Consider the following 19,453-nt stretch of genomic DNA (forward strand, 5'->3'; position numbering starts at 1 on the left):
GGCGGGCGCGGCGGTCAGGTTGGCTGGGTGCGCAGGTACCGGCCGAAGTGCGGAACGGTGAAGGCCACCGTGCCCCGTTCGCCGGAGTAGATGAGCCCCTTCTTGATCAGCGCGTCGCGGGCCGGGGAGAGGCTGGCCGGCTTCCGGCCGAGAGCGCGGGCGATCTCGGCGGTGGGCACCGCGGCGTCCATGTCGTCACGGACCACGCCGCCGGACTCGCCCTCCACCAGGGACAGCGTGGCCATCGCCCGCATGTATTCGCGCTCGGCCGGGGTGGCTCGCTCGAACCGGGAGCCGAAGAAGCCGACCGCCAGCTCGGCCTCGGCCTCGGGGGCGGCGACCCGGACGTCGGCGGCGGTGATCGGCGACCGTGGCGCATGATCCCAGGTCGCCTTCCCGTACGCCTGGACAAAGTACGGGTAGCCGCCGGACTTCTCGTAGAGCAGGTCGAGCGCCTTCTGCTCGTACTCCACCTCCTCGCGCTCGGCCGGCGCGCAGAGCGCCTGGTCGGCGGCGATCCGATCGAGCCGGTCGATGCGCTGGTAGCGGAAGAGCCGCTCCGAGTACGACTTGGCGGCGCTGAGCACGGCCGGTAGGTGCGGCAGCCCGGCGCCGACGACGATCAGCGGCGCGCCGATCTGGGACAGCTCGTGGCAGGCGGCGCAGAGCGCGGAGACGTCCTCCGGCCCGAGGTCCTGCATCTCGTCGATGAAGAGCGCGACGCCGGTGCCCACGTCACTGGCCACGGCGGCGGCGTCGCTGAACAGCTCGACCAGGTCGATCTCGATGTCGCCCGAGTCGGCCCGGCCACTGGCGGCGGGCACGTCGATGCCGGGTTGCCACCGGTCGCGCAGCTTGGACGGGGTCCCGGCGCGGCCCGTCGGTGTGGACCGCTGGGCGAACGCCTTGAGCACCCCGAGGAAGGCGTCGATCCGGTCCGGGGCGCGGTGCCGGGGGGCGAGTTCGCGGACCGCCATGTGCAACGCGGCGGCGACCGGGCGGCGCAGTGACTGGTCCGGCCGGGCCTCGATCTTGCCGCTGCCCCAGAGCCGGTTGATCGCCTGGGAACGCAGGGTGTTCAGCAGGACGGTCTTGCCGACGCCGCGCAGGCCGGTGAGCATGAGGCTGCGTTCGGGCCGACCGCGGGCGATGCGCTCCAGCACGATGTCGAAGACGTCCAGTTCCCGCCCCCGCCCGGCGAGTTCGGGCGGGCGCTGGCCGGCGCCCGGGGCGTACGGGTTGCGGACCGGATCCACGCATCGCAGAGTATCGGGCCCTCTAGCTGCGAAGCTAGATATGGATAGATGAGGCTACCGGCGTGTTGCGGCCGTCGAGATAAAACTAGGGCTGTCTAGCGTCCACGCTAGACAGCCCTAGTTTGCGCAAGGATCACCGCTTCTTCAGGCAGAGCACGTAATCGAACACGTCGATCGCGTTGTCGTGCACGTAGTTCGCGGTCGCCTGCGGCGCGAGCGTCTCGCACCGGTCCCCGTCGGTGGTCGCCGGGATGCGCAGCAGCACCTGGTAGGTGTTCGGGCCGCACGGCACCTTGCGCAGGTCCGCGTCGTCCTCGCTGCCGTCGTTGACCACGCAGTCCCCCTTGGCGAACTCCTCCTCGTCCGGGGACGGCAGGACGGGGCTCGGGGCGTCACTGGGCAGGCCCGGCGGGACGACGGGTGCGCTCAGCGACGGGGCTGGTGCGGCAGAGTCGCTGTCGCTGTCGGCGACCTTCCACGCCGCCCAGCCGACGAGGCCGAGACAGGGACAGAGCAGGAGCAGGACCACCAGCGCGACGATGAGGACGATCTTCCCGCCGCTCCTTCTCGCCGGCGGGGCGGGTGGCATCCCGTACCCGCCGGGCGCCTGCGGAGGCCACGGCGCCGCCGTCTCGCCGGGTGCGGGCCCGGCGGGTGGGAACGGCCCCGGCGGCGCGTCCCACTCCGAGGGCTGCGGTGGCGGGCCCCACTGCGCCGGCTGCGGCGGGGGACCCCACTGCGCCGGCTGCGGCGGCGGGCCCCACTGTGGTGGCTGCGGTGGCGGCGGACCCCACTGGGGGACGGTCGGGTCGACCGGTGGCGGGCCATCGGGGCCGGTCGGCGGGCGCTGGTACGGGTCGTCCGGCTGCCCGGAACCCGATGGTCCGTAGGTCGTCATGTCATCCCCAGGGGGTGGGTGGTCAGCGCTGCTTCAGGCAGAGGACGAAGTCGAGGGTGTCCAGCTCGCTGTCGAAGAAGTACCAGTTGGTGTAGCCGTCGACCTTGGCGCACTTGGCCTCGGCGTCGCGTTCGCCGCTGGTCGCGCCGTCGATCCGGCGCAGCACCTCGTACGACTTCGCCGTGCAGCCGCTGATCAGCAGCTTGGGCTTGCCGCCGGCCGCCCCGTCGTTGCGCACGCACTGGCCGACCTTGACGAACCGCGGGTCGGCCGACGACTCCGGTGCGGCGGCGCTCGGCACCGGCTCGGCCGGCTCGGTCACGTCCGCGCTTGGCGCCCCGACACCGGCCGAAACGGTCGGCGCGGCCACCGGGGCGGCCGGGTCGTCGGACCGGCCGAGAAACCAGTACGCGCCGCCACCGGCCAGCGCCAGCAGCACCACGACGGCCACCACAGCGATCAGCGGCCCTCTGCCGCGTCCGGACGGGTCGGGTGCGGGGTCACCGCCGTACGGGCCGTCGTCGGGCCGGTACGGCTCTCCGCCGTACGGGGGGTTCGCCGCGGCCGGCGGGTACGCGCCACCGTAGGGCGCCCCGGTCTCCCCGCCGTACCGCCCGCCGCCGTAGGGCGCCCCGGACGGCTCGGCCCCGTACGGTGTCCCGCGCTCCCCGCCGTACGAGGGCCCCGCACCGTAGGGCCTCGCCGGTACGCCGCCGTACGGACCGTCGCCGTAGGACCCGGGGCGCTCCGCAGGGGCGGGCGGGTAGGCCTGGACCGTCGGCGGGTAGGGCTCGGGGCCCGACGGATAGGGCTGCTGCGGCGGCCGGCCGGGCGTCTCGTCGGGCCGTTGCCCACGCCACGGGCCTCGAAAGCCCTCACCCGGTGGTCCGTAGTTCGTCATGCCGCCCTCCTGCACATCTGGTGAGAGGCCGGCCACCAATGCGCGACGCCGACTCCGAGGTCACCGTAGCGTGGTCCACCGATGAGCTCATCTCCACCGAGCGCCGCCGCCCTGCCCGGCCGCCGCGCCGCCGCCGCCAAGCCAGCCCTGGTCTGGACCGCGTTGATCGTGGTCTACCTGCTCTGGGGCTCCACCTATCTGGCCATCCGGGTCGCGGTGGAGACGCTGCCGCCGCTGCTGTCGGCCGCCCTGCGGTTCGCCGTCGCCGGCCTGGTGCTGGCGGTGGTGCTGCGGTTGCGCCGAGGGCCGGGCGCGCTTCGCGTGCAGCGTCGGCAGCTCGGCTCCGCCGCGCTGGTCGGTGTGCTCCTGCTCGCCGGTGGCAACGGCCTGGTGGTGCTCGCCGAATCCGGGCCGCCCGGGGTGGCGGTGCCGTCCGGAATCGCCGCGCTGCTGGTGGCGACAGTGCCGCTGCTCGTGGTGCTGCTGCGCTCCGCCACCGGTGACCGGCCCCCGGTCTGGACGTTCGCCGGGGTCACGTTCGGCTTCGTCGGTCTGGTCCTGCTGGTGCTGCCCGCCGGCAGCGCGGACGCGGTGCCGCTGGTCGGCGCGCTGACGGTGGTGGCGGGGGCCATCGCGTGGTCGGTCGGGTCGTTCCTGTCGGGACGGATCCGGGTGCCCGCCGACCCGTTCGTCGGCACGGTGTACCAGATGGTGGCCGGCGCGGTGGCGCTGGCCGTGGTCGCCGCCGGCCGGGGCGAGCTGAGTGAGTTCCACCCGGCGTCGGTCAGCACCCGGTCCTGGCTGGCGTTGGGCTACCTCATGGTGGCCGGCTCGCTGGTGGCCTTCACCGCGTACGTCTGGCTGCTGCAGAACGCGCCGATCTCGCTGGTCTCGACGTACGCGTACGTGAACCCGGCGGTCGCGGTGGCGCTCGGGGCGCTGCTGGTGGCCGAGCCGATCACCGGGCGGGTGCTGCTCGGCGGGGCGGTCATCGTCGCCGGGGTGGCCCTGGTGGTGAGCACGGAACGCCCGCGCCGGGCGGGCACGGGATCACGAACGGGGACCGCATCGACGGCGGACCGGCGGTAACCTCCGGCTCATGTCGGCCGCTGGGCTGGTGGGGGTGGCGTTGCTCGGTGGGGTGGTCGGATTCGTCGTACCCCCACTGGCCCGGCGCTTCACCACCCCGGCCCGGCTGCGGCGCGGCGCCTGGCTGAGCCCACCGGTGGCGGCCGTGGTATTCGTGGGGCTCGCCGTCGCGCGGGGTGACGACCCGGCGTTGCCGGTCCTGCTCGCGGTGGCGGCGGTGGGGCTGGTGTTGGCCGTGGTCGACCTGGCGTGCCTGCGGTTGCCCGATCCGCTGGTCGCGGTCGCCGGCACGGTGGCCCTCGGGGGCCTGACCGGGGCGGCGCTGCTGGCCGGCACTCCTGGCCGGCTGCTTGGCGCGCTGGGGGGTGCGGCGGTCGCGGGCGCGTCACACGTGCTGCTGGCCCTGCTGCCGAGGTCCCGGCTGGGCTTCGGGGACGTGAAACTCGCAGCGGTCCTCGGGCTGCCGCTCGGCTGGCTGGGCCGCGATGCCGTGCTGGCCGGGCTGCTCCTGCCGCACCTGCTGCACGGTGTCCTGGTTCTTGCCCTGCTAGCAGCTCGAAAAATCCACCGCGAAACGTTGCTGCCCCTCGGACCGGCCCTGCTGACGGGCACCTGGCTCGCCGTGCTCATCGGTTGACCAGGGCTGAACGTGTGGCCGACGCGCCGGTTGCCGCGACTGCCGGGCTCAGCGGCGGGCAATCACCGTTAGTGACATCGCCGGTAGCGGTCGTCCGCACGAGCGGTATACCTGAAAGTCATAAATATGACTTTCAGGTATACCGCTCGTCGGCGTGACTAGGCCCGAGCGCGCCACGCCGACGGCACCCAGCCCCCGGGTAGCTCAGATCAGGCGGAGTTGGCGATCCCTGGGGCGACGCGGCTCGGTTTCACCGAACCGCTCGAACAGGCCCGGGTCGATCGCGGTGAGGAACGGCGAGGGTGCGCAGTCACGCTCCACGCCGTGCCGGGTCCGGCGGGCGGCGTGGCTGACGTACAGCCGGTCCTGGGCCCGGGTCAGGCCGACGAAGAAGAGCCGGCGTTCCTCGGCGACCGCGTCCTCGTCGGGCGTCGAGCCAGGCCAGCGCAACGGCAGCAGCCCGTCCTCGACGCCGACCAGGAAGACCACCGGGAACTCCAGGCCCTTCGCGGCGTGCAGGGTGAGCAGGGTGACCGCCTCGGCGCGCGGGTCGAGCGCGTCCACCTCCGCGCCGGTGGCCAGCTGCGACAGGAACGTCTCCAGGTCGTCGCCGCAGCGGCGGGCCAGCGGGGTCAGCAGGTCCACCGCCGAGCGGACGTCGTCGGGGCGGACCGTGCTGCCGGCGCCGTCCAGGGTGGGCACCGCGAACCGCTCGGCGACCACCTGACCGGCCAGGCGCACCCGGGCGGCGAGCGAGCCGGCCAGCCCGTCGGCGTGCCGCAGCTCGCGGGCGATGGCCGCCACGCCGGGCCGGTCCCGCAGCCGGTCGTGCGAGCGCTTCTGGACCGGGATGTTGGCCCGGGTCAGGGCGTCCACGATTGGGGCGGCCTGGGCGTCGGTGCGGTACAGCACGGCGATGTCGGAGAACGACAGCGAGGTGGACCGGCCGTCGATCCGGCCCGAGTCCAGCGAACGGTGGGACAGGCCGCCGACCAGCTCGTCGACGGTACGCACCACGAAGTCGGCCTCCTCGGCCACCGACGCCGCCGGGTACCGCCCCACGAGTGGGGCTTCCGGGTCGAGTCGGGCCGGGTCCAGCCGCCGGCCCCGCACCAGCGAGGACGGTGCGATGGCCTGCACGGCGGCGGCCAGGATGGGCGCGGACGAGCGGTAGTTGCGGTTGAGCCGGACCAGTCGGGCGTCCGTGAAGTCCTGCGAGAAGCGCAGGAAGTAGCCGACGTCGGCGCCTCGGAACGAGTAGATCGCCTGATCCGGGTCACCGATCGCGCAGAGGTTGCCGTCGGCGGGGCTGAGCAGCCGCAGCAGCTCGTACTGCACCGCGTCGACGTCCTGGTACTCGTCGACGAAGATCCACTGCCAGCGGTTCCGGTACCGCTCGACCAGCTTCCGGTCGGCCCGCAGCAGCTCCACCGGGAGGCTCACCAGCTCGTCCAGGTCGACCAGGTCCTGCTTGCGCAGCAGCGCCGTGTAGCCGGCGAGATCGTCGCCGGCCTCCGACTTCGCCGCCGCCCGCTCGGCGTCGTCGGCGATCCGGAACCCGGCCGGCAGGCCCGCCGCGTCGGCGTTCTCCCGCAGGATGGTCAACCCCAGCGCGTGGAACGTGCCCACGGTGACGTCCTCGGCGACCGGGCCGAGTAAACCGTCGAGGCGGTGCCGCAGCTCCTCGGCGGCCCGTCGGGTGAACGTGATCGCGAGGCAGCGCTCGGGAAAGACGTTCAACTCCGCGCACAGGTACGCGATCCGGTGGGTCAGCGTCCGGGTCTTGCCGGTGCCCGGCCCGGCCACGATGAGCAGTGGCCCACCGGGCGCGGACGCCGCCACCCGCTGCATGGCGTCCAGCCGGTCCAGCAGGCCGGTGCCGACCTCCTCCATGCCGGAGAGCATCGGCTCGAACGGTTCGTGCGGTGACGGCGGCGACGCGATCGGTGGCGCGGGCGCCGGGGCCGGCTTGCGCTTCGGTTCCGCCTTGGCCGCCGCCGGGCGCTTGGCCGTGGCCTTGGCCGCCGGCTCCGCGGGTCGCCGCTGCGCCGGCACGGGTACGTCGAACAGCGTCTCCTGCGAGCCCAGCTCCGCCGGGTCGAACAGCGTGATCACCCCGTACTCGCCGTCGTAACCCGGCACCCGGCGTACGTCGCCACGCCGCAGCCGCCCGATGCCCTCCGCGAGCAGTTCGCCGCCGGCCTGCGCGATGTCCGACAACGGCGTCGTGGTCAGGATCTCCAGCTCGGGACCGAGCGCGGCGAGCAGCTCGTTGAGTCGCCCCTCGACCTTCTTCGACCGGGCACCCACCTTGTTGATCTCGCCAAGGATCTCGGCGAGCGGCACCAGGTGGGTGACCTCTCGGGCGTGTGCCGGACGGTGCCCGTCGGGTCGATCGGCCAGCTCCTCGATCCTGCTGAGGACGCCCACGGTGAGCGGCTTGCCGCACTCGGGGCAGCGCCCCCCGGCGGCCCGGGTGCGCTCCGGGGACCAGTTGACCCCGCAGAGCCGGTGCCCGTCCGCGTGGTACTTGCCCTCCTCCGGGAAGAACTCGATGGTGCCGGCCAGGCCGTCGCCGGTGCGCAGCGCCTCCCGGACGGCGAAGTAGTCCCGCTCGGCGGTCAGCACGGTGGCCTCCCGGCCCAGGGCCGGCGGCGAGTGCGCGTCCGAGTTCGAGACCAGTTGGTAGCCGTCCAGGCTGCCGACGCGCCAGTTCATGGCCGGGTCGGACGAGAGGCCGGTCTCCACGGCGAAGATGTGCTCGGCCAGGTCGGCGTAGCAGTCGGCGATCGCGTCGAAGCCGGACTTCGAGCCCAGCGCGGAGAACCACGGCGTCCAGATGTGCGCCGGGACGAGATAGCCGTCCGGGCTCGCCTCCAGGGTGATCTCCAGCAGGTCCCGCGAGTCCAGGCCGAGGATCGGGCGGCCGTCGGAGCCGAGGTTGCCGATCCGGCCGAGCGCGGTGTTGAACCGGGCCACCGCTTCCAGGTCGGGCAGGTAGATGAGGTGGTGCACCTTGCGGGTCCGGTCGTCCCGCTTGTAGATGGTGGAGATCTCCACGCTCAACATGAACCGGACCGCGTCCGCGTCGGTCGTGCCGGCGAGTCGCGGCGGCAGCCGGCGGGCGATGTCGCGCTCCGCCTCCGGGGCGAGCCGGTAGAGCCCCGGCTCAGCCGGCCGCAGCGTCTCGGTCAGATGGTCGTACCAGGCGGGATGGGTGAAGTCGCCGGTGCCGAGCAGGGCGATGCCCTTGCGCCGCGCCCACCACCCGAGGGTCGGCAACGTCAGGTCACGGCTGCACGCGCGTGAGTACTTCGAGTGGATGTGCAGGTCCGCGACGAAGGGCGGGAGGCCACCGGGGGGTACGGCGCTGAACGGGGGCACGCCGCATCCTGTCACGCCCGCCGCGCCGCCCGCCCTCCGCCACGCGCGGACGTGACGTCCGCTATGCCGAGCGCAGCTCCACGAGGCTGATCTGCGGCTTGGCGCCCACCCGCACCGGCGGGCCCCAGAAACCGGCGCCGTTGGTCACGTAGACCTTCGTGCCGTCGACCTCGCCGAGACCGCTGACCACCGGCTGCGCCAGGCCGACGACCAGGTTGAACGGCACCACCTGCCCGCCGTGGGTGTGCCCGGAGAGCTGCAGGTCGACGCCGTAGCGGGCCGCCTGCTTCGCGGCGAGGGGCTGGTGCGCGAGCAGGACGACCGGGCGGCTCGGATCGCGGTCACCGAGGGCGGCGGCGAAGTCCGGACCGGCGGCGAGGCCGGTGCCCGCCGGGTCCGCGTCCAGGTCGTTCACGCCGGCCAGGTCGAGCACACCGCCCCGGGCCTGGATCTCCTGCCGACGGTTCTGCAGCACCCGCAGGCCGAGGCGATCCACCTCCTGGACCCATTCCTCCACCCCGGAGTAGTACTCGTGGTTGCCGGTGACGAAGAAGTTGCCGTACCGGGAGCGCAGGTCACGCAGCGGCGCGGCGGCCGGGCCCAGCTCGGCGACCGAGCCGTCGACCAGGTCACCGACGACCGCCACCAGGTCCGCGTCGAGACGGTTGATCGCGCCGACGATCCGCTCGGTGTGCGCCCGCCCGCGCAGGGGGCCGAGGTGGATGTCCGAGACGGTGGCGATGCGCAGGCCGTCCATGCTGCGCGGGAGCTTGCTGAGGGGGATCTGCACCCGGTCGAGTTGGGGCGGGCCGAGTGCCGTGCGGACGCCGTACCCCGTGATGCCGGTGGCGGTGAGGCCGGCGAAGATGGCGGCTCCGCGGGCCAGCAGCAGACGGCGGGCCGGGTCGTGGTCCGGTGCCGTCACGGCGCCGGTGGCCGGCGGATCGGCGGGCCCGGCGGCCCCGACCAGCACCGGCTCGGGCGCGGCGGTGGTCGGCTCGGCGGCGGTCACCCGGCGGGGCAGCACCAGCCGGACGACCAGCATCGGCACTTCCAGCACGACGAGCGTGACCAGCAGGTAGAACATCACCGCGAGCCACAGGTAGCCGGGCCAGGCGAGCCAGTAGAGGCCGGCCTGCGTGCCGACCAGGGTGGCCGGCACGAGCACCGCCAGCACCAGGGCGGCGATCCCGCCGATCCGCCGCCAGCGACCCGGCGTGGTGGTGTCCCGGATGAGGCGCTTCCACAGGTAGAGGTGGATCAGCCCGGTGACCAGCGCCAGGACGCCCATGAACCCCAGAACCGCCAACATGTGTGCGCCCCCCTCAGCCGCCCGCGAACGGGGGCAGGACATCGATCGTGGCCCCGCCCGGCAGGGGTGCCCGACGATCATGGCAGGCGACGCCGTCCACGAGGAAACTGGCCACCCGCAGCACGGCGGCGAGCCGGTCGCCGTGCCGCTGGGCCAGCTCGGTGGTGAGGTCGTCGAGTGACCGACCGGCGGGGGTGACCTCCTCGGCGCGGCCGGCTGCGGCGCGCGCGCCGGCGAAGTAGCGGACGGTCAGCGGTCTCGGCTGCACGGTCATCCCCCGATCGCGGACATCGGCCGGGTCGGCTGGAGGAAGGTGGGGTCGTCGATGCCGTGCCCGGCGCGCTTGCCCCACATCGCGGTGCGCCACCGCTGGGCCACCTCGTCGTCGGTCGCGCCGCCGCGCAGCGCCGCCCGCAGGTCGGACTCCTCGGTGGCGAACAGGCAGGCGCGGACCTGGCCGTCAGCGGTCAGCCGCGTGCGGTCGCAGTCGCCGCAGAAGGGTCGCGTCACGCTGGCGATCACGCCGACCCGGGCCGGGCCGCCGTCGACCAACCAGGTCTCCGCCGGTGCCGCGCCGCGCTCGGCCGGGTCAGGGCTGAGATCGAAATGGGTACGCAGGGAGGCCAGGATCTCCTCGGCGGTGACCATCGTGCTGCGGTCCCAGCCGTGCTGCGCGTCCAGCGGCATCTGCTCGATGATCCGTAGCTGGTAGCCGTGGTCGAGCGCGAAGCGGAGCAGGGCCGGCGCCTCGTCCTCGTTGACGCCGCGCATCAACACGGAGTTGATCTTCACGGGGTCGAGCCCGGCGGCTGCCGCCCCGGCGAGCCCCGCCAGCACCGCGTCGAGGCGGGGACGGCGGGTGAGCTGGGTGAACCGGGCCGGGGCCAGCGTGTCCAGCGAAACGTTCACCCGGTCCAGGCCGGCCGTACGCAGCGCGGGCGCCAACCGGTCCAGACCGATGCCGTTCGTGGTGAGTGAGATCCGCGGACGGGGGTAGAGCGCGGCGACCGCGGCCACGATGCCGAGCAGCCCGGGCCGGATCAGCGGCTCCCCGCCGGTGAACCGCACCTCGGTCACGCCGAGCCGCTCGACGGCCACCCGGACCAGCCGGACGATCTCCTCGTCGGTGAGCAGCTCCGGGCCGGCCAACCAGGGCAGCCCCTCGGCCGGCATGCAGTACGTGCACCGCAGGTTGCACTTGTCGGTGAGGGACACGCGCAGGTCCCGCGCGACGCGGCCGTACCGGTCGACGAGGACGCCGTCGGTCCGTGGGGCGACACTCACCGGTCGACCGTAGCGCGCTTGACGCTGCCCAGGGCGGCTCGGGCGAGTTCGACGACCGCATCGCGGTAGCCCGCGCCGAACAGCGCGGTGTGCACGAGCAGCAGATGCAGCTGATGCAGCGGCACCCGGTCGCGCCAACCGTCGGACAGCGGCCAGCTCTCCCGGTAGGCGGCCAGCACCCGATCCAGGTGCGCGACGCCGCCGAAGAGCGCCAGTTGGGCGAGGTCGGTCTCGCGGTGCCCGCCGTGCGCCGCCGGGTCGATCAGCCAGGCCCGCTCGTCGATGCCCCACAGCACGTTGCCTGGCCACAGGTCGCCGTGGACCCGGGCCGGCGGCTCGTCCCCGCCGAACTCGCCGACCCGGCCGATCACCTGCTCGACCAGCGCGGCGTCGGCGTGGCTGAGCGCACCGCCGTCGACCGACAGCCACAGATAGGGCGCGAGCCGGCGGCGGGCGAACCATGTCGACCAGGGACCGTCGTCGGGGGTGTTGTCCTGCCCGAGCGCGCCGATGAAGCCGGCCCAGGCCGCACCGAAGGTCGGTGCGCCGGCCCGGTGCAGGGCGGCCAGCTCTCGACCGAAGCGTTCGGCCACGTCCGGCGTCGGCTCGCCGGGCTCCACCCAGTCGAGCGCCAGCAGGTCGGGCAACGCCACGATCACCTCGGGTACGCCGATCGCGTCGGCCTCGCGCAGCCAGCGCAGCCCGGCGGCCTCGGCGGCGAAGAAGCCCTCGGGCACCGGCCGGTCGGCCCGCTCCGGCCAGGACTTGGCGAAGACCGAGTGGCCGTCGTCCAGGGTGAGCCGGGCGGCGGCGCAGATGTTCCCTCCGGCGACCGGCGTCTCGCGGAGTCGCTGATGGGTCCGGAACGTCGGCAGGTGTGCCGGATGCGCGCGCAGGTACGCCAGGTCCATCAGCGCACGGTAGCCGCTGCCCATGACACCGGGGTGTCGTGTGAGTACATCGAAACGCGTCCACCTGCATGAATACGTTCAGTAACTGTGGATAAGCCGCGTGTCATCCACAGGGTCTGGAAGGCTTCGCAGGTCGGACGCAGCCTTCCTGCATGACCTCGACCGAACGTGCGAAGCTCTCCGTCCGCTCGCCCGCCGACCTGATCGCCGCCGTGCCGTACCTGCTCGGCTTCCATCCCGCCGACAGCGTGGTCGCGGTGGCGCTGCGCGGCCGGCAGATCATCTTCGCCGCCCGCGCCGACCTGCCCGAACCGTCCACGGACCCGGTCGAGCGTGCCCGACACCTGGCCGGGGTGATCTCTCGGCAGGGCGCGGAGGCGGCCACCGTGGTGGGCTACGGGCCACCCGACCGGGTGACCCCGAGCGTGGACGCGGTGCGCGCCGCCCTGACCGGCGCCGGCCTGGAGGTGCTCGACGCGCTGCGGGTGACCGACGGCCGGTGGTGGTCCTACCTGTGCACCGAGGCCGACTGTTGCCCACCCGAGGGTCGGCGCTACGACCCGACGGCCAACCCGGTGACCGCGTCGGCCGTGTTCGCCGGTCAGGTCGCCCTCCCCGACCGGGCGGCCCTCGTGGCGCAGGTGTCGCCGGTGGACGGCCCGGCCCGCGACGCGCTGCACGCGGCCACCGTCCGGGCGGAACGGCGACTGGTCGAGCTGGTCGAGCAGGCGCCCGCCAGCGACCTCCTCGGCGGGCGGGCACTGCGTTCCGCCGGGGTGGCGGCGGTCCGCGAGGCGCAACGCCGGCAGCGGCGCGGTGAGCGCCTCGACGACGACGAGGTGGCCTGGCTGAGCCTGCTGCTGACCCACCTGCCTATCCGTGACCACGCCTGGGAACGCACCGACGGCCGCGACCGGGACATCGCCCTCTGGACCGACGTGCTGCGCCGGGCCGAGCCGGAGCTGACCGCCGCCCCCGGTGCGCTGCTGGCGTTCGCGGCCTGGCGAGCGGGGCAGGGGGCGCTGGCGGCGGTCGCGCTGGAGCGCACGCTGAGCCTGCACCCCGACTACTCGCTGGCCCTGCTCCTGGACGACCTGCTCCGGCGCGGTGTGCCGCCCTCCGAGCTGGACGGCTGGCCGTCGGTCGGGATGCCCGGCGTGGTCCGCCCCCGCAAGCGGAGCCGACGTGGCCGCCGCTGACCCGCGCGCGGCCGGTCGTCGCCCAGCCGCCGTAGATTGCGCAGCAGCAGTATCGCACTTTTGCTATAGTCGGCGACGCCCCTGGTCAGTCCTCTATCACCCGCAGGCTCTGACCGAGCTGCAAGCCGTACCCGCCATCGAACACGTAGTAATCGGGCATGGTTGGCGCGATCGGTCCGGAGGCCGTTGTCAGTCAGCGAGACTTCAGGCGAGCGGTCAAGGCCGCGGAGCGAAGGATCAAGGATGTGGAGGAGGAGTGATAAAGCGTTCCGACCTCAAAACTGCACAGCAGGTCGTCGATGAGTGTGGTCATCAGGACCCGGATTTCCGCGCAGAGTGGGACCGGGCAGCCTTCGCTCGCGACGTCGCTCTCCGTATCGTCAAGTACCGCACCGCGAACGAATTGACGCAGACCGCGCTTGCTCGCAAGGTGGGCATGACCCAGTCGGTCATCGCGCGCCTGGAGTCTGGCGACCAGCCGCCGTCGATCGCGACACTCGCCAAACTCTCCAAGGGCACCGGCATGGCGTTCGAGGTCAAGATCTCGCACGGGGCTGCCGAGATCGTGGCCGCATAAGCCGCCGACCCGCGGGTCACTTGACCGTGGCGGCCACGCCGGACGAGTGGGCATCGCGGAGGGGCAGCCGAGCACTCCCATGGTTGATCGACTCAAGGTCGGCGATGTGGGGGCGTCGGGACGCCCGAATGCCCCCACATCGGCGATCTGGAGTGGATATCACGCCAGCGGACCAATCTCCTTCGCCAGATCGACGAAGCTCGCCCAGGCGACCGGGCCGAACGCCAGCGTGCCCCCGGCCCGGTCCTTCGTGTCGCGGACGAGCACGACGCCCGGCAGGTTGTCGGCCACCTCCACGCACGCCCCACCGTTCGAGCTGCTGCGGGTGCTCTTGCGCCAACGGGCGCCGGTCACGTCATCCATGCTCGCGCTCTCATCAGGTCGATGGTCAGGTCTCGCGGTAGCGCTAACGACCTCACGCTATCCCAGACCGCCCAGAATGGAGCAACGTCATTACTGAGGCGCCCGGCCGCCTGATCGTCGAGGTAGCCGACGTCGCCGCCGTCCGGTGTGCTGGCGATGACGAACGGTCCGGCCTGGCCGGGGTGGAACCCAGCAGTCAGGGGAAGCACATGGATCATCACGGCCGGCCGTTCGGCGAGCACCATCAGATGATCGAGCTGCTCGGCCATGATGTCGGGTCTTCCCCGGCGCAGCGCCGCCTCGTCGATGACGAAGACGGTCAGCGGTGGACGGGGTCGATCGAAGACGACGGCCTGCCGGCGCAGCCGGGTCTCCACGTGCGCCGCGAGGTCGTCGTCGGCCCAGAGCCCGCTGCTCAGCACGGCGCGCGCGTACGCCTCGGTCTGCAGGAGACCGGGCAACACGGTGGACTCGTACCACCGCAAGCCGACGGCCTCGCGCTCGATGTCCGTCCAGGGCCGGAGCCATGCTGGCTCGCGCCGCTTGAACAGGTCGGGCCACAGGTCCATCTCGTCGCGGCCAGGACCGCCGCGACCTTCGACCGGTGGCGCGTCTGGGGAATCCGTCCCGGGTTCGCCCACTTGGCCGCCGTCTTTGGATCCACCCCGATCTCGGCGGCGAGGCTGTCCGCTGTCAGGCCGGATGCTGACATCGCCTCGGCGACTGCGCGGTTCATCCGCGACCCCTCCCGTACGTCCCAGACGTCCACAGGAGATATTGCTACGCAGTGTATTCGGATAGCAACCCTTGGAAGTGTTCCTTCCGAACGGCGCGGCCGGCAGGGACCCCCCGAGACCCGGCGGTCGCGTTCGTATCGGGGCCGCCCCGCGGGCGAGCACTCCGGGGCGGCCCCTCCCAACGAGGAGGGGGACCATGCCGCCCAAGCCCACGAACCCGCCACCGCTCAAGGCCGGTGACCTTGTTCGCCTGACCCGCGCCGCGAGCCCGCAGTTCATCCGGCCGATCACGGTCCGGGTCATCCGCGAACTCACCGACCGCCACACCTACCACGGCTGGACCTGGATCGAGGCGTACGAGCTGGGATCGGACGGCACCGCACGGGCTAGGCGGGAGCTGTTCGTGCTCCGCGAAGGGGTCGACCTGCTGACGTCCGGGCCGACCAGCCGCCAGGTGACTCGGCGTGACCCGGTGCGGGCTGTCAGATGACCGAACACCAAATGCTCAAGCCGACGTGGCGCTGTCGCACCTGCGGGATCGCGTGGCCCTGCTCGGCCGCGAAACTGCGCCTGCTCGGTAAGTACCGCGGTCGCCGTGACGAGTTGATCGAGCACCTGACGGCGCTACAGGCCGAGGCGACCGAACACCTCACCGAGCTGCACGGTGGCACGCCACCGGCTGGCCTGACTGAGCGCTTCATCGGCTGGACCCAGGCCCGGTAGCCCGCACCTCGGCGCGGGGTCCATGGCCACCTCGGGGGTCGGCCCGGCGACCACGGCTGGACCTGGTCAAACCGGCCGCTGAGGTTCAGGCTGGCTGGTCGACCGTGATCCGCTGCGGGCCGGCGTAGACGTTCATGGTCGGGCCGCGCAGGAAGCCGACGAGCGTCATGCCCGCCTCCTCGGCCAGCTCGACGGCGAGGGTGCTCGGCGCGGACACCGCGGCCAGCAGGGGCAGGCCGGCCATCCACGCCTTCTGGGTCAGCTCGAAGCTGGCCCGGCCGGACACCAGCAGCAGGTGCCCGGTCAGCGGCAGCCGGCGTTCCCGCACCGCCCAGCCGATCACCTTGTCCACCGCGTTGTGCCGGCCCACGTCCTCGCGGAGCACCACCAGCTCTCCGGCCGGGCTGAACAGCCCTGCCGCGTGCAGCCCGCCGGTGCGGTCGAAGCCGCGCTGGGCGGCGCGCAACCGGTCGGGCAGTTCGGCGAGGAGGGCGGCCGGCACGGTGAGCGGGTCCGCCGTGACGTCGAACAGCGACCGCGTCCGGATCGCGTCGATGCTCGCCTTGCCGCACACCCCGCAGGAACTGGTCGTGTAGAAGTTCCGGGACGGGTCGGTGGTCGGTTCCGGCACGCCGGGGGCGAGCACCACGTCCACCACGTTGTACGTGTTCGGCGTCTCCGCGCCGGCGCAGAGCTGGGCGGTCAGCACGTCGTCGGTCGACCGGATCAGCCCTTCGGTCAGCAGGAACCCGATCGCCAGGTCCAGGTCGTCGCCGGGAGTCCGCATGGTGACGGCGAGCGGCTTGCGCCGGCCCGGGCCCGCCGCGCCGACCCGGATCTGCAGCGGCTCCTCCACGGCGAGGGTGTCCGGCCGTCGGACGGCTGCGCGCCCGTCGGCCGCCGCGTCCAGGTCGATCCGTAGTACGCCCCGTCGGTCAGTCGCCCGTCCCATCCCGCCATCCTGCACCCCGGCCCGGCACACCCGCACGGCCGCCGGTCATCAGGCACCCGGCAGCGCACGCCGCCACCGGGCACCGGCAGGGCCCCGCCGGGCACCGGACAGCGCACGCCGCCACCGAGCACCCGGCAGCGCACGCCGCCACCGGGCAACCGGCCCGGCTACCGTGACCGGGTGGGGACGTACGCCGCAGTGGTGCTCGCGGGTGGGGCCGCCCGACGGATGGGCGGGGTGGACAAGCCCGCGCTTCCGGTTGGTGGCCGGTCGATGCGTGACCGGGTGCTGGCCGCCGTGGACGATGCCGCGCCGCGTGTGCTGGTCGGCCCGGGTGACGGTGTCGCGGACGGTGTGCGGATCACCCGCGAGGATCCGCCCGGCGGCGGGCCGGTCGCCGCGACGGCCGCCGGGCTGGCACTGCTCGATCCCGACACGACGCTTGTCGCGTTGCTCGCCGCCGACCTTCCACTGCTCACCCGCGCCGCGATCGGCGACCTGCTGACCCACCTCGACGGGGAGCGACCAGTCGACGGGGTGTGCTTCGTCGACGCGGACGGCCGTCGGCAGTCGCTCTGCGGGGTGTGGCGCGTCGCCGCGCTGCGGACCGGGCTGGCCCGGCTGGCCGCCGAGCGGGGCGGCAGCCTGGCCGGTGCTCCGGTACGGGCGCTGTTGGCCGGTCTCGCCGTCCGGGAGGTGCCGTGGGCCGGTGACGGTCCGCCGCCCTGGTTCGACTGCGACACTGACGAGGACGTACGCCGGGCGGAGGAGTGGGTGCGATGACGGTGCTGGACGACTGGGTCACGGCAGCGTGTGCCGAGGTGGGTCTGGACCCGACCGAGGTGCCGGTGTCGGCGGTGCTGGACCTGGCCCGCGATGTCGCCCACCAGGTGCTGCGGCCAGGGGCGCCGGTCACCGCGTACCTGCTCGGGCTTGCCGTCGGCAGGGGTGCCGACCCGGCGGACGCCGCGGCCCGGCTCAGCGCCCTCGCGGCCGACTGGCCGGTCCGGCTCGGTGCCGATCCCGACGACCCCACCTCCTGACCCGCCGCGCCGCGCCCCCGCGACCAGACCGTCGCCACGGCGAGAGGACGGCGGTGTCCGATCCCGGTCCGGGCTGATTCGACGCCCGGACGGCGTGGGTAGGGTGATCGGAACGGACGGAGGCGATCATGACGGCTGACCACCCCTCGGCGCCGGACGGTGAGCCCGGCGGCATATCCGAGCCGGCAGAGTCGATCCTGCTCGACGAGCCCAGCACCACCGACCTGCGTGCCAAGGTGACCGAGGCGTGGCGGGAGTTCGCCCGGATGCTCGCCCTGCGGCTGCGGGAGCTGCCCGCCGGCGCGCACCTCGAACTGACCCTCGACCCCACCGCCTCCGGTACGGGGGATGCCGTCTACTCGATCAGCGTCGACGTGACCGGCGACGGCGGGCTGTCGGCTCGGGCCGTCGGCAACGCCGCCCTGCCGCAGGGCTACCGGCTGGACCGTGCCGCGGTGGCGGACATGGTGGCGCTGGGCTGGTCCCCGCCCGGGGTGGTGGCCGGCTCCGGCGGCTCGTTCGGGCTGGACGGTACGACGGCGGAGGCGGCCCGGATCGCCCCGCTGCTGTCCCGCACGCTGCGCGACGTGTACGGCGCCCCGCATCCCGCCTTCCTCGTCTACCTGGTGCACGACGCCGAGGGTGAGCCATTGACGGTGGAGCCGCTGGGCACCGCGCGCAGCGAGTTCGGCCCGGACGCCGACGTCGAGGGTGACCTCCAGGAGGCGCTGGCCGAGGCGGCCGCCGAGCGGGACGACGTGCTCGACCTGGCGGACCGCGTCCGCACCGTCGTGTCCACGATGCTGAAGTCCGACGCCGAGCGGTTGCAGATCGACTCGGACGGCGACATCACCATCCGGGCCGGCTCGGCGATGGTCTTCGTGCGGGTGCGGGACAATCCATCCCTGGTGGACGTCTTCTCCCCGGTGCTCACCGAGGTCGAGCCGACCGAACGGCTCTACGTCAAGCTGTCGGAGCTGACCAACCGGATGCCGATCGGTCGCCTCTACTGCGCCGACGACACGGTCTGGGCGTCCATCCCGGTCTTCGGGCGCAACTTCCAGGCCACCCACCTCATGCTGGCGGTGCAGGTGATGACCGGCCTCGCCGACGAGCTGGACGACCGCCTGCACGGCGAGTTCGGTGGCAAGCGGTTCTTCGGTGAGGGCGACAAGCCGGTCCGGCGCGACGAGTCGGAGCACCGCACCGGCATGTACCTCTAAACCACGTCCAGCAGGGTCTTGCCGACCGTCGCCCGCGCCTCGATGGCGGCGTGCGCGTCGGCGGCGCGTTCCAGCGGAAAGCGCTGGCCGATCAGCGGCCGGAGCTGGCCGGCCGCCGCGTCCGCCAGGGCCCCGATGGTGTACGCCCGCAGCCGCGCGGGCGGCACGTCCGGCCGGACCAGCGTGACCTGACGTTCGGCGGCGGCCTCCGGTGCCACCGGGGACCACTCGCCGCTGGCCAACCCGAAGCTGATCATCCGGCCGCCCGGGGCCAGCAGCTCGAACGCCGTCCGGGCGACCGAGCCGCCGACGCCGTCGAACACCACGTCGACCCCGCCCACCGCGTCCCGGATGCGGTCGGCCCAGCCCGGCAGCCGGTAGTCGACCGCCACCTCGGCGCCCAGGCCGGGTAGCAGGTCCACCTTGCGGGGCCCGCCGGCCACGCCGATCACCCGCGCGCCGGCCCGCGCCGCGAGCTGGACGAGGAGACTGCCCACGCCGCCCGCCGCGGCCTCGATCAGCACGCGGTCGCCGGGGCGGACGCCGACCGCCTCGACGAGCATGGTGGCGGTACGCCCGTCGGCCATCATGGCCACGGCCGCGTCCAGCGCCAGCCCGGCCGGCACGTCGATGGGCGCGGACGCGTCCACCACCGCCCGTTCGGCGTACCCGCCGGAGCCGCCGGTGGCGCTGACCACCCGCCGCCCGGTCAGGGCCGGGTCGACGTCCGGCCCGACGGCGACGATCACCCCGCCGACGCCGTTGCCGGGGATCAGCGGTGGAGTGACCTGGAACGGGCCGGGGCGTCCCGAGCGCTGCTGCGTCTCGACGAAGGTGATGTTCGCGTGCGCGACGTCGATGAGCACCTGGCCGGGGCCGGGGCTCGGGTCGGGCGCCGGGCCGGGCACCAGCGCCTCGGGACCGCCGAATTCACGTAACCAGATCGCCCGCATCAAGTCCCCCT

The 19,453-nt window shown here is 73.4% G+C and carries 19 protein-coding genes and 2 pseudogenes; 9 read left to right on the top strand and 12 right to left on the bottom strand.

Annotated features, from left to right (window positions below):
• Nucleotides 1-14 precede the first annotated feature (14 nt).
• The 3 genes and pseudogenes from ABZU46_RS08390 to ABZU46_RS08400 form a co-directional block, all read right to left on the bottom strand.
• Complete coding sequence (locus ABZU46_RS08390; protein ID WP_354855782.1) at nucleotides 15-1,256, bottom strand: ATP-binding protein; 1,242 nt, start codon at nucleotides 1,254-1,256, stop codon at nucleotides 15-17.
• A gap of 133 nt (nucleotides 1,257-1,389) precedes the next feature.
• Nucleotides 1,390-1,845, bottom strand: coding sequence for a hypothetical protein (locus tag ABZU46_RS08395; protein ID WP_354855821.1), 456 nt, complete (start codon nucleotides 1,843-1,845; stop codon nucleotides 1,390-1,392).
• A 331-nt stretch (nucleotides 1,846-2,176) separates the two neighbouring features.
• A pseudogene (locus tag ABZU46_RS08400) lies at nucleotides 2,177-2,632 on the bottom strand (flagellar basal body protein FliL); the annotation flags it as partial.
• A 504-nt stretch (nucleotides 2,633-3,136) separates the two neighbouring features.
• On the opposite strand from ABZU46_RS08400, the gene ABZU46_RS08405 reads away from it, so the two are divergent.
• Nucleotides 3,137-4,144: an EamA family transporter gene (locus ABZU46_RS08405; RefSeq protein ID WP_354855783.1), complete on the top strand. Its 1,008-nt coding sequence runs from the start codon at nucleotides 3,137-3,139 to the stop codon at nucleotides 4,142-4,144.
• 10 nt (nucleotides 4,145-4,154) lie between these two features.
• Entirely contained in the window at nucleotides 4,155-4,781 is a 627-nt protein-coding gene (locus tag ABZU46_RS08410; protein WP_354855784.1) for a prepilin peptidase, read from the top strand.
• 204 nt (nucleotides 4,782-4,985) lie between these two features.
• Here the strand turns inward: ABZU46_RS08410 and ABZU46_RS08415 are convergent, their stop codons facing one another.
• The 5 genes from ABZU46_RS08415 to ABZU46_RS08435 form a co-directional block, all read right to left on the bottom strand.
• Nucleotides 4,986-8,165: a UvrD-helicase domain-containing protein gene (locus ABZU46_RS08415; protein ID WP_354855785.1), complete on the bottom strand. Its 3,180-nt coding sequence runs from the start codon at nucleotides 8,163-8,165 to the stop codon at nucleotides 4,986-4,988.
• A gap of 61 nt (nucleotides 8,166-8,226) precedes the next feature.
• Complete coding sequence (locus tag ABZU46_RS08420; RefSeq protein ID WP_354855786.1) at nucleotides 8,227-9,477, bottom strand: metallophosphoesterase; 1,251 nt, start codon at nucleotides 9,475-9,477, stop codon at nucleotides 8,227-8,229.
• Nucleotides 9,478-9,490: 13 nt separating this feature from the next.
• On the bottom strand, nucleotides 9,491-9,751 hold the full coding sequence (locus tag ABZU46_RS08425) for a MoaD/ThiS family protein (RefSeq protein WP_354855787.1): 261 nt from the start codon (nucleotides 9,749-9,751) through the stop codon (nucleotides 9,491-9,493).
• Complete coding sequence (gene moaA, locus ABZU46_RS08430) at nucleotides 9,748-10,761, bottom strand: GTP 3',8-cyclase MoaA (RefSeq protein WP_354855788.1); 1,014 nt, start codon at nucleotides 10,759-10,761, stop codon at nucleotides 9,748-9,750. The genes ABZU46_RS08425 and moaA overlap by 4 nt, the downstream gene beginning before the upstream one ends.
• A complete protein-coding gene (locus ABZU46_RS08435) occupies nucleotides 10,758-11,672 on the bottom strand; it encodes a fructosamine kinase family protein (protein WP_354855789.1) in 915 nt (304 codons plus the stop codon). Before ABZU46_RS08435 ends, moaA begins: the two co-directional genes overlap by 4 nt.
• Nucleotides 11,673-11,824: 152 nt before the next feature.
• On the opposite strand from ABZU46_RS08435, the gene ABZU46_RS08440 reads away from it, so the two are divergent.
• Together ABZU46_RS08440 and ABZU46_RS08445 are read left to right on the top strand one after the other, a co-directional pair.
• Nucleotides 11,825-12,871, top strand: a complete 1,047-nt coding sequence (locus tag ABZU46_RS08440) for a DUF4192 domain-containing protein (RefSeq protein WP_354855790.1) — start codon at nucleotides 11,825-11,827, stop codon at nucleotides 12,869-12,871.
• A 256-nt stretch (nucleotides 12,872-13,127) separates the two neighbouring features.
• Nucleotides 13,128-13,448, top strand: a complete 321-nt coding sequence (locus ABZU46_RS08445) for a helix-turn-helix transcriptional regulator (RefSeq protein WP_354855791.1) — start codon at nucleotides 13,128-13,130, stop codon at nucleotides 13,446-13,448.
• Nucleotides 13,449-13,607: 159 nt separating this feature from the next.
• Here ABZU46_RS08445 and ABZU46_RS08450 read toward each other — a convergent pair whose 3' ends face one another.
• A complete protein-coding gene (locus ABZU46_RS08450) occupies nucleotides 13,608-13,802 on the bottom strand; it encodes a DUF397 domain-containing protein (RefSeq protein WP_354855822.1) in 195 nt (64 codons plus the stop codon).
• Nucleotides 13,799-14,547: pseudogene (locus tag ABZU46_RS08455) on the bottom strand (DUF5753 domain-containing protein). Before ABZU46_RS08455 ends, ABZU46_RS08450 begins: the two are co-directional and overlap by 4 nt.
• 197 nt (nucleotides 14,548-14,744) lie before the next feature.
• Between ABZU46_RS08455 and ABZU46_RS08460 the strand changes: the two are divergent.
• Together ABZU46_RS08460 and ABZU46_RS08465 are read left to right on the top strand one after the other, a co-directional pair.
• On the top strand, nucleotides 14,745-15,038 hold the full coding sequence (locus tag ABZU46_RS08460) for a hypothetical protein (protein ID WP_354855792.1): 294 nt from the start codon (nucleotides 14,745-14,747) through the stop codon (nucleotides 15,036-15,038).
• The gene (locus tag ABZU46_RS08465) at nucleotides 15,035-15,271 is read left to right on the top strand and encodes a flavin reductase (RefSeq protein WP_354855793.1); all 237 of its coding nucleotides are present in this window, start codon (nucleotides 15,035-15,037) and stop codon (nucleotides 15,269-15,271) included. Before ABZU46_RS08460 ends, ABZU46_RS08465 begins: the two co-directional genes overlap by 4 nt.
• 85 nt (nucleotides 15,272-15,356) lie before the next feature.
• Here ABZU46_RS08465 and fdhD read toward each other — a convergent pair whose 3' ends face one another.
• Complete coding sequence (gene fdhD, locus ABZU46_RS08470) at nucleotides 15,357-16,223, bottom strand: formate dehydrogenase accessory sulfurtransferase FdhD (protein WP_354855794.1); 867 nt, start codon at nucleotides 16,221-16,223, stop codon at nucleotides 15,357-15,359.
• A gap of 180 nt (nucleotides 16,224-16,403) precedes the next feature.
• Between fdhD and ABZU46_RS08475 the strand changes: the two genes are divergently transcribed.
• The 3 genes from ABZU46_RS08475 to ABZU46_RS08485 all read left to right on the top strand — a co-directional run bounded on the left by ABZU46_RS08475 (nucleotide 16,404) and on the right by ABZU46_RS08485 (nucleotide 18,489).
• Complete coding sequence (locus ABZU46_RS08475) at nucleotides 16,404-17,006, top strand: NTP transferase domain-containing protein (RefSeq protein WP_354855795.1); 603 nt, start codon at nucleotides 16,404-16,406, stop codon at nucleotides 17,004-17,006.
• The gene (locus tag ABZU46_RS08480; RefSeq protein ID WP_234582654.1) at nucleotides 17,003-17,266 is read left to right on the top strand and encodes a DUF6457 domain-containing protein; all 264 of its coding nucleotides are present in this window, start codon (nucleotides 17,003-17,005) and stop codon (nucleotides 17,264-17,266) included. Before ABZU46_RS08475 ends, ABZU46_RS08480 begins: the two co-directional genes overlap by 4 nt.
• A gap of 128 nt (nucleotides 17,267-17,394) precedes the next feature.
• The gene (locus tag ABZU46_RS08485; protein WP_354855796.1) at nucleotides 17,395-18,489 is read left to right on the top strand and encodes a hypothetical protein; all 1,095 of its coding nucleotides are present in this window, start codon (nucleotides 17,395-17,397) and stop codon (nucleotides 18,487-18,489) included.
• Here the strand turns inward: ABZU46_RS08485 and ABZU46_RS08490 are convergent.
• Nucleotides 18,486-19,442, bottom strand: coding sequence for a zinc-binding dehydrogenase (locus ABZU46_RS08490; protein ID WP_354855797.1), 957 nt, complete (start codon nucleotides 19,440-19,442; stop codon nucleotides 18,486-18,488). The two genes, ABZU46_RS08485 and ABZU46_RS08490, sit on opposite strands and share 4 nt — an antisense overlap.
• Nucleotides 19,443-19,453 lie beyond the last annotated feature (11 nt).

Source organism: Micromonospora sp. NPDC005197 (assembly GCF_040608295.1).
Taxonomy (GTDB): Bacteria; Actinomycetota; Actinomycetes; order Mycobacteriales; family Micromonosporaceae; genus Micromonospora.